Source organism: Paenibacillus chondroitinus NBRC 15376 (assembly GCF_004000765.1).
In the GTDB taxonomy this organism is placed as follows: Bacteria; Bacillota; Bacilli; order Paenibacillales; family NBRC-103111; genus Paenibacillus_E; species Paenibacillus_E chondroitinus.
The window spans coordinates 83,741-92,269 of sequence record NZ_BILW01000027.1 but is presented as its reverse complement, the minus strand read 5'-3'; the positions used below and the strand labels follow the sequence as shown (position 1 = coordinate 92,269).

6 protein-coding genes are annotated in these 8,529 nt (G+C 47.8%); all 6 read right to left on the bottom strand.

The window, feature by feature from the left end:
• Nucleotides 1-117: 117 nt before the first annotated feature.
• The 6 genes from PCH02S_RS24740 to PCH02S_RS24715 all read right to left on the bottom strand — a co-directional run bounded on the left by PCH02S_RS24740 (nucleotide 118) and on the right by PCH02S_RS24715 (nucleotide 8,522).
• The gene (locus PCH02S_RS24740; RefSeq protein ID WP_127456766.1) at nucleotides 118-1,068 is read right to left on the bottom strand and encodes an AraC family transcriptional regulator; all 951 of its coding nucleotides are present in this window, start codon (nucleotides 1,066-1,068) and stop codon (nucleotides 118-120) included.
• A gap of 34 nt (nucleotides 1,069-1,102) precedes the next feature.
• Complete coding sequence (locus PCH02S_RS24735) at nucleotides 1,103-2,116, bottom strand: Gfo/Idh/MocA family protein (RefSeq protein ID WP_127456765.1); 1,014 nt, start codon at nucleotides 2,114-2,116, stop codon at nucleotides 1,103-1,105.
• A 102-nt stretch (nucleotides 2,117-2,218) separates the two neighbouring features.
• Nucleotides 2,219-3,067 (bottom strand): M15 family metallopeptidase, encoded by an 849-nt coding sequence (locus PCH02S_RS24730; RefSeq protein WP_127456764.1) that lies wholly within the window; start codon nucleotides 3,065-3,067, stop codon nucleotides 2,219-2,221.
• 195 nt (nucleotides 3,068-3,262) lie between these two features.
• The gene (locus PCH02S_RS24725; protein ID WP_127456763.1) at nucleotides 3,263-4,558 is read right to left on the bottom strand and encodes a homocysteine synthase; all 1,296 of its coding nucleotides are present in this window, start codon (nucleotides 4,556-4,558) and stop codon (nucleotides 3,263-3,265) included.
• Between the two features lie 170 nt (nucleotides 4,559-4,728).
• A complete protein-coding gene (locus tag PCH02S_RS24720) occupies nucleotides 4,729-5,613 on the bottom strand; it encodes an ABC transporter ATP-binding protein (RefSeq protein ID WP_127456762.1) in 885 nt (294 codons plus the stop codon).
• Nucleotides 5,614-5,615: 2 nt separating this feature from the next.
• Nucleotides 5,616-8,522 (bottom strand): ABC transporter permease, encoded by a 2,907-nt coding sequence (locus PCH02S_RS24715; protein ID WP_127456761.1) that lies wholly within the window; start codon nucleotides 8,520-8,522, stop codon nucleotides 5,616-5,618.
• Between the last annotated feature and the right edge of the window lie 7 nt (nucleotides 8,523-8,529).

Below are 8,529 nucleotides of genomic sequence, written 5' to 3'. Positions count from 1 at the left end.
GCCCGCCCGCCCCTGGCATCGTCCGCCCCCTTTAAATGACCCACCAACTAAAAAAAGGCTGTGCCTGCCACATCCTAGTTGAACTCAACTAAGATAGCGGCAGAAACAGCCTTTTTCTTATCCATGCAGGCGCTCACGATACCGGTTTGGCGTGACGCCATGCGCTTTTTTGAAAACATAATGCAAATAATTGCTGGAAGCAAAGCCGCTCTTCTCGGCGATTTTCTCCAAGGTCATCGTAGTCTGCAACAGCTCTGTGCACACATGCTTTAAACGAACCTGCTCCAAATATTCGCTGAATGAAATGTTCGCTTGTTCTTTAAAGATGCGCTGAAGCTGCCGCGAGGAGATTTGCAGCCGCTCGGCAACGCCTTCCAGTGTCAACGGACGCCGGAAGTTGTCTTCGATGAACTGTACCGCCAGCTGATAGCGGTAGCTTTTCATATCGCGTGACGGCAAATCGAGCCCCTGATGATCCGCTTTGTAAGCGCCGATGGTTCTGAGCAGCATCTGGATAATCGATTGCTTGATGATCGTATACTGGCCGAGCTGGTTGTCCCGCCAAGCTTCAAAGGCGACCAGAAAGCATTTCATCGCTTCCTGACGGTCAAAGGCAGGAAGATGCGGAAGCTCGCTTAGCTGCTTGATGCATGCATCTGCCTCTGCAATCTCCCACGCTTCGCCCCAAGCCTGCGATTCGCTTCCAGCGTCTCCGTCCAGCGGTGACCCTTCCAGCCGTACAAAATCAACATGCAAGCACAACTCATCCATCTTCTCGTGTTCATCCGCCTCTTGGCGGTGCAAAACCCCCGGAGCTGTGACATACAGCATCCCTTCTTGCAAAGGATGGGTAACTCCATCCAGGATGACTTTGCCTTTTCCGCTAGGGATGTAATGAAACTCGAATTCGGAATGATGATGGAAATCGATTACCGTTCCAGCCGGAAAGGAGGTCAGATGACAGCGAAGCACACGGATTCCGTAAGATCCCCACCGAAATCGCAAGTCCAAACGATCAAGAGCCGTTGGATTTTCAAGCATCGGTTCGAAGTAAAAGGGCTGACTCATGCTGAACCTCCATCCATTCTGTGCAGATGATGTATTACTGAGCCAGAGAATCAATTCGTACTTGTTGTTTGGACCCGGCGGAGCGGTTGGAAGCCTCCATCAGCTTCGTTAAGTCCACAGCCAATTGAATATTTTCAGTGGCTTTTGTTCCGTTTTGAATGTGAGCTACCCATTGATCAAAAGCAGACGGTTTCTCTTTCGGCCCATTCTCATAGGCTGTCCAGCCAGCGTCAGCATTTTTTCTCGTGCGCACCAGAACTCTTCCGTCATGATCAGAGTACAGCACGCTGCCTTCTGTGCCATGAACTTCAATCACGAATGGTGAGTGAGCGTTCACAAAACCAGCTTCTACGATGCCTAGGGCGCCATTCGCATATTGAAGCGTAGCTACAGCATTATCTTCAACTTCTCTACCCGTCACATAACCATAAGAAGCGCTTACAGATTCAGGAAGACCCAAGAATAGACGAGTTAGATACATCGGATGACAGCCAAGATCGATTAGCGCGCCGCCGCCGCATTGTTCAGCATTATAGAAATGCTCAGGCAGCCAGCCTTTCGGATTCGCATCTGTCGAAATACCGCCATTGTGGGATAGACGAGTGCGCACCAAAGTAATCTGGCCCAGCAGTTCCTTCTCAATAATCTCTTGAACCGCTAATGTATACGTTGGATTCAAACGCGGCAATGAAACAGTCAAAGTTACACCGGCTTCATTCACCGCGTCCAAAATTTCATTCACTTCATGTAACGTTGGAGCAATAACTTTCTCCGTAAAAATATGTTTACCCGCCTTGGCAGCGGCAACCATCACATCACGGTGCATGTTTGTCGGTGTGTCTACAACGACGCCGTCAATATCCTTATTTGCCAGTAACTCAGCAAGATCCGTATAAAAGGCAACACCACGCTGCGACGCTTCTGCTTGTCCGCGCTCAGGAATTTCATCCCATACCGCTACAATCTCGGTATCTTTGTGCTCAGTAACCTGTTTTGCATAGTCCCTTGCGTGCACGTGCCAAAAACTTAACATTGCTACTTTAATCATGTTAACCTCCAAATAAGTGACTTGGCTTCATTTTAACATGCCTAAGCAGCTTGATAAATTTCGAATTAGCGACAGACGAGGGTGCAAAATAACGACATCACTTTACTTGCTTACAGGCACTGCATTGTAGTACTCTTCCATCGTCATCTTTTTGGCAACCATATCCTTGGCCGTATCAACACCTACATACCGAATGTGCCATGGCTCGTATTGGTAGCCGGTAATTTTCTCTTTTCCCTTGGGATAGCGGATCACAAATCCGTACTCCTGGACATGCTTCTCCAGCCAATTCGCTTCTTTGGTCCCACCAAAGCAGTCTTCCGCGGCACATTTCCCATCACTGCCGGATACATCGATCGCAAGTCCCGTTTCATGCTCACTGGTTCCCGGCACGGCACTGTACATCTTCGCTTTCTCCTCGCCATCCTTCTGAACGTAACGTTGGAATAGCGACTTCTGCGTGGCATAGGACCGATAAGCCGAGACGCCCGCTATGTTGATTCCATCCTTTTTTGCGCCTGCAACCAGCTTTTCAATCGCTTCCGCTGCGACGCTGCGCATTTTGCGTTTTTCAATCTTCTCCGCGAATGTAAAAGGGATATCCGGATAGACCAAATCCGTCGGCTCATAGCTTGAAGGAAGTGAAAATTGTTTATTCACAAGGACCGTTACACTTTCCGGCTTGGCAATGACTTGAAGTCCATCGCTTTTGGAAGGTGTGCTGGATGCCTTCGGAGAAGCCGAGGGATTCTGAACCGGCTTAGCACTTGTTTGCGGCGAAGCTGTCGCCGTTGTGACAGGCGATGTTGTGGAAGTCGCCGTATTGGGTGTAGCCGTTGTCGTCGCGCTGGCAGCTGGGCTCGTGCTTGGTACAGCTTCCTCTTTGCCGCATCCCGCTAGTATGGATAACACCACTAGCAGGGCGAGCGAGTATGTTGTCATTTTGTTCATGCTCAGGTGAATGCCTCCTCGAAATTGAAAAACTTACACTTGAAATAGACTTCTCATCTCCAGTAAAAGTTGCATGAAGTCGAATTTCAACGTAAAAAAGACTGCCATCTAGGTTTTGCGCCTAAATCGCAGCCTTCTCATATTTTATGCCTAACAGTAGTTGGTTACAAGTTTATTCTGTTTCGCAGCGTTTGCTTAGGCTTGACTTGCAGCAATTGCCTGCTCTAGATCATAGATGATATCTTCAATAGCTTCCGTTCCAACGGATAAACGAATAAGTCCAGGAGTCACACCTGCGGAAATTTGTTCCTGTTCATTCAATTGGGCGTGCGTCGTGCTGGCCGGATGAATAATGAGTGATTTGGAATCTCCAACATTGGCTAAATGTGAGAAGAGCTCGACAGAATGAATCAGCTTCTTACCCGCATCAACGCCGCCTTTGATCTCAAAGCTCAAGATAGCCCCTTGACCTTTAGGCAAATACTTCTGGGCAAGCGGATGGGAAGGATGGCTTTCCAGCCCTGAATAGCTTACCGACTCTACAGCATCATGAGACTCCAAATATTGAGCCACTTTCAGGGCATTCGAGCTATGGCGTTCCAGACGCAAATGCAGGGTCTCCAGTCCTTGCAGGAGCAAGAACGCGCTGTTTGGTGACAGTGAGGCACCCAAGTCGCGAAGCAACTGAACTCTTGCTTTGATAATATAGGCAATTGGCCCTACAGCATCTGTGTAGACAACACCGTTATAGCTCGGATCAGGCTTCGTCAGGCCCGGGAATTTGCCGCTTGCTACCCAATCGAACTTGCCGCTGTCAACAATGACGCCGCCGATCGTCGTTCCGTGGCCGCCAATAAATTTCGTTGCCGAGTGAACCACGATGTCAGCGCCGTGCTCGATGGGTCTTAGGAGGTAAGGACTTGGGAATGTATTATCGACAATCAATGGAATCCCATTCTCATGTGCAATAGCCGCCACAGCTTCGATATCAAGGATATCTCCTTTGGGATTGCCGATCGACTCGGCGTAAACTGCTTTTGTTTTATCCGTAATAGCGCTGCGGAAATTTTCCGGATTGCTTGGGTCAACGAACTTAACCTTAATTCCAAGTTTAGCTAGTGTATTTGAAAATAAATTATAAGTTCCGCCATACAAGGAAGCTGCGGATACGATTTCATCGCCGGCTTCCGCGATGTTCAAAATGGCAAACGTAATAGCAGCCTGCCCGGACGCTACGGCTAGTGCCGCTGGAGCACCTTCCAGTGCAGCAATCCGTTTTTCAAAAACATCGGTCGTTGGATTCATAATTCGCGTATAAATATTACCAAACTCTTTGAGCGCAAATAAATTCGCGGCGTGGTCCGTATCGTTAAAAGTGTAAGACGTTGTTTGATAAATCGGAACAGCTCTTGAATTGGTTGCAGGATCGATCTCTTGACCTGCATGAATAGCTAGTGTTTCCGGTAAGTACTGGCGTTTTGAACCTGACATTGCACATGCCTCCTTGGATGGTCGATGGATTCGCGGATATTAACTCGATAATTCCTACTGGAATACTATGTATTCATTCTAATGGAAATATCTAGTCATAGTCAATATACCATATCGGCATTTTTTTCTATACTTGTTTCATAGTAAAGAAGGTATTCCTTTCATTCCCCCTATGTCTTATCTGGCGGTAACAGGACGATCCTTCCATCCTCCATAGCAACGCGCACCTTATTCGTCCGTGAAGCTCCAATCGAGTCGAGGAAATTGGCCGGAATTTGCAGTCTGCCCGCTTTATCAACAACGGCATATTCCACATGGGAATCCTCTTCGGCAGCCAGGATGCCTTGTTCAAGCTCCAGCAATTCCTCTTGATAGGATTTGCGCCTTAGAATCTCCGAGGACGTTTTGCCGTCCCGAATGGCAACCACCCGGTCCACCTTCTTGGCTAAAAGCGGGTCATGCGTAACAATCACAACAGTTAATCCAAAGCTGCGGTTCAGCTCACGAAAAAGATCAAGAATTTGATTCGCCATTTTCGTATCAACAGATCCCGTGGGTTCATCCGCCAGCAGGAGCCTGGGCTGATTCGCAAGCGCAATTGCAATAGCGACACGCTGCTGCTCCCCGCCAGAGAGCTCATTAAGCTTATTGCTTCTACGATGGCTCAAACCTACAGCTTCCAGCAACTCCAAAGCACGGTGGCGCTTGCGTCGCCCTTGAAGAAGGATGGGCAGCTCCACATTTTCCAAAGCTGTCAAATAAGGAATCAGGTTCCTCGCATTATTTTGCCAGACGAAACCAACGGTTTCCCTTTTATACTTGACCAGATCAGCTTCCTTAAACTTCAGCAAATCCTTCCCATCCACATGGAGATTACCTGCTGAGGGCCGATCCAGCCCTCCCAGCATATTCAACAACGTCGATTTCCCGCTGCCGCTGTTTCCGATAATCGCCATCAGTTCCCCTTCCTCAACGTGGAGGTCAAGCCCCTGCAAAGCGACAACTTCAAGATCGGCAGCCTTATATATTTTAACCAAATTTTCACAGTGGATCATGCTTAATCCTCCCCAAGCTTAATGGCTTGATGAATCTTAATTCTGGAGAGCATCCCGCCAAGCAGCAGCAGTCCAATCCCTATCATCACTAAAACAATGACGTATAAATGCAGCTGATCGTTAGGATCGAAACTCACTTGAAAAGGCGGCACTTGACTCGATGAGTCAAACGTTAATTGGAACAATGGAACGAATAAACGGCTGGCCGTATTCCCTGTGATCATCCCGATCAGGACGGCTGCGCCGGAGGTTAAGAGCTGCTCGGCAACCAGCATCCCGATCAATTGCGCATAAGAAATTCCCATCGCGCGCAGCACGCCAAATTGTAGAATTCGACCGGATAGGGAGAGCACCCAGTATAAAAGGAATCCCATGAAGCTGATGCCGATCGCAATCAAGAAGCCAAGCGTCATAACGCCGTTCACGGCCAGTTGAAAGGGATCATTTTTGGAACGGACTAACATCTGTTTCGTATCAACCAAGCTGGTAATTTTGATATTCTTAAGCTCTAGCGCTTCATACAAAGCTTGACTGGTCATGTCAGGTTTCAGCTTAAGCCATACCTCATAGGGTTCCACAGCCAAATTATTTTGGAAGTAAGAAAGATGTCCCACGACTAGCTTAGGCGCATCCACTTTCGTCTTCTTTGCCGTGCCTGACGTGCTCCCGCTACTCGACGAAGCCGTCAATATCGGATTAGGATTCCAGCTTGGCCAGTAGTCGATAATTCCATAGACGATGGATGAGGTTCCTCTTACATCCCCCCAGCCAATATTCACCGTATCGCCAACTTTGGCTCCTGTTTCTTCAGCAATGGACCTGGAAATAAGCACAGCCTTGGAATCCCCGGCGAGCAAATTCAAATAATCGTAGAAGTGATGATCCAGCAATTGATCGCGTAGCCAGGCCGTTTGGCCGAATTCATCCGTATCGATGCCCATCAGCGTTGTCCGCTTCGTTTCTTTGCCGATTGAGAGGTAAGCATCTTTCTTCTGAAAAACACGAGCAGCAGATTCTACACCCGTCAGTTGGGTAAATGGGAGAAACGGCGGCTCCGTATATTGCACTCTTTTTTTCACGGCAACTTCATTAGCAGGAGAACTCGATTCACCCGCAGGTCCAGAAGGGCCTGACTGTGGCGGTGGAGCGTCGTTATCCCATGGCGTCTGCAAAACAATATCGCTCCCATTCGTATAGCGGATCTTCTCTTCGATGTTTTTGTTCATCGTCCTGGCTGCGCTTGCACTAAACAAACCGGTGGCCAATGTCATCACAATAAACAGCATGATAAATTGGTACTGGGTAGTAGACCTGCCTACCTGAAGGAGCGTCGAATACAGATAAGGCGGCCACCATTTGCGCCCCACCGTATAGATCAGTTGAATCACCCACGGATAAATCCGCAGGAGGAACAAGCCCATTGCAAATATGAATAAGGCCGGTACAACAAAAAGGAGGGGATCGACTTTCATGTCCATGGAATCCAGCCCAAGAGCTACCAGATCAGACATCCGTCGATTAAAGCTCTGCAATAAATAAATGGATACCGCAAGTAAGACAATGTCGAGAAATATTTTATGAACAAAAGAAAGCTTATTTTTCCTGGCAAGCGATTGCTTATGGCCGACAATGGTCGTGCGCGTCGCGATAACAGCCGGAATGAGCGTCATGCAAACCGATGCCACCACAGCGACCAAAGCATATTGGTAAGCTTCCTGATTCAGCTTCACTTCCATTGCAGCGCGCTGTACAAACTCTAGAAACCCATTGGAGGCGCCCAAGATTTTGGTCAACTGCATGCCAATGGCCGGTCCTACCAGAAGAGCAATTCCTCCCAGCAAGGCTCCCTCCAGCACATAACCTAAAATAATTTGTGTACGGCTTGCTCCTCTACTTCGCAGAACGGCAATTTCTGTTTTCTGCCTCTCTGTAATCAAATTGGCCACCATGAATAAATAAAAGGCTAACAAAATGCTGACGGGCACGTTCAGTGACCATAACATCATTCTTAATTTCTTCTCTTTTTCGCCGTACACTTTCAAGGTAGGAAGCGAAGGATTCTCCGCTTTATAAGAATTGAACCGACTGCTTAAATAGCCTTCCATTTGTGCATGTGCAGCGGTATAAGCTCCCAACCCCTCCAACTTTAATTGATGATAATCGAGTACGTAATTCCAAAAGCAATACAGACTAGTAAACGCTTTGTTATTCGTAATCTCTTTCTCAAATAGTCCAAAAGGAATGAAAAATCTTGAACGCAAGTCATACGTATTATTCGTCCAATAAGGATCGGCATAATCGCTGCGATCAATGACCGCAACGGGTTTAATGCGTATCGTTTGTTTCAGATCCTCGTCTTGGATGGTTAATTCATTACCAAGTACAATTTTCATCTCCGTTAGCAGCTCAGGGAACACCCATGCTTCATATACGCCGTTCACGGGCTCTGCGGAAGGCATAACACCATCAACGAGCCGAATATGCTTTTCTAACTCCGACATCGTTGTCAGTTCACCCAGACGCTTCACGCTAGGGTCGACTTTACTCGGATCACTCGGTTTAAAATTGAAGTTCATCGTACTCCGCGTGGTCGTTGAAAGCAGGATAGGCACGCCAAATGCCTTACTTTTTTCCGTCAAAAAAGCATCGGTTTCCGCGAGAAGACGATCTTCCTCCGGCTCCTTCTCAGATCTCACAAAGTACGCGTAGTCATACACTTGCCCCGGAAATTGCGTGGTGTCTGCTTGCAGAACTTCCAAGTCCTTAATCAACATGCGCTGTAAAATGGCGTGCGTATAAATAGGCATCGAGCTTGCAAGAGCTACGGAAATAATAAGCCCCACTAATAAACTCAGCTCGAGCCAGCGATTTTTAACCATTTTACGGAGAATCATCAGAAGTAAAGCCATTGCCATC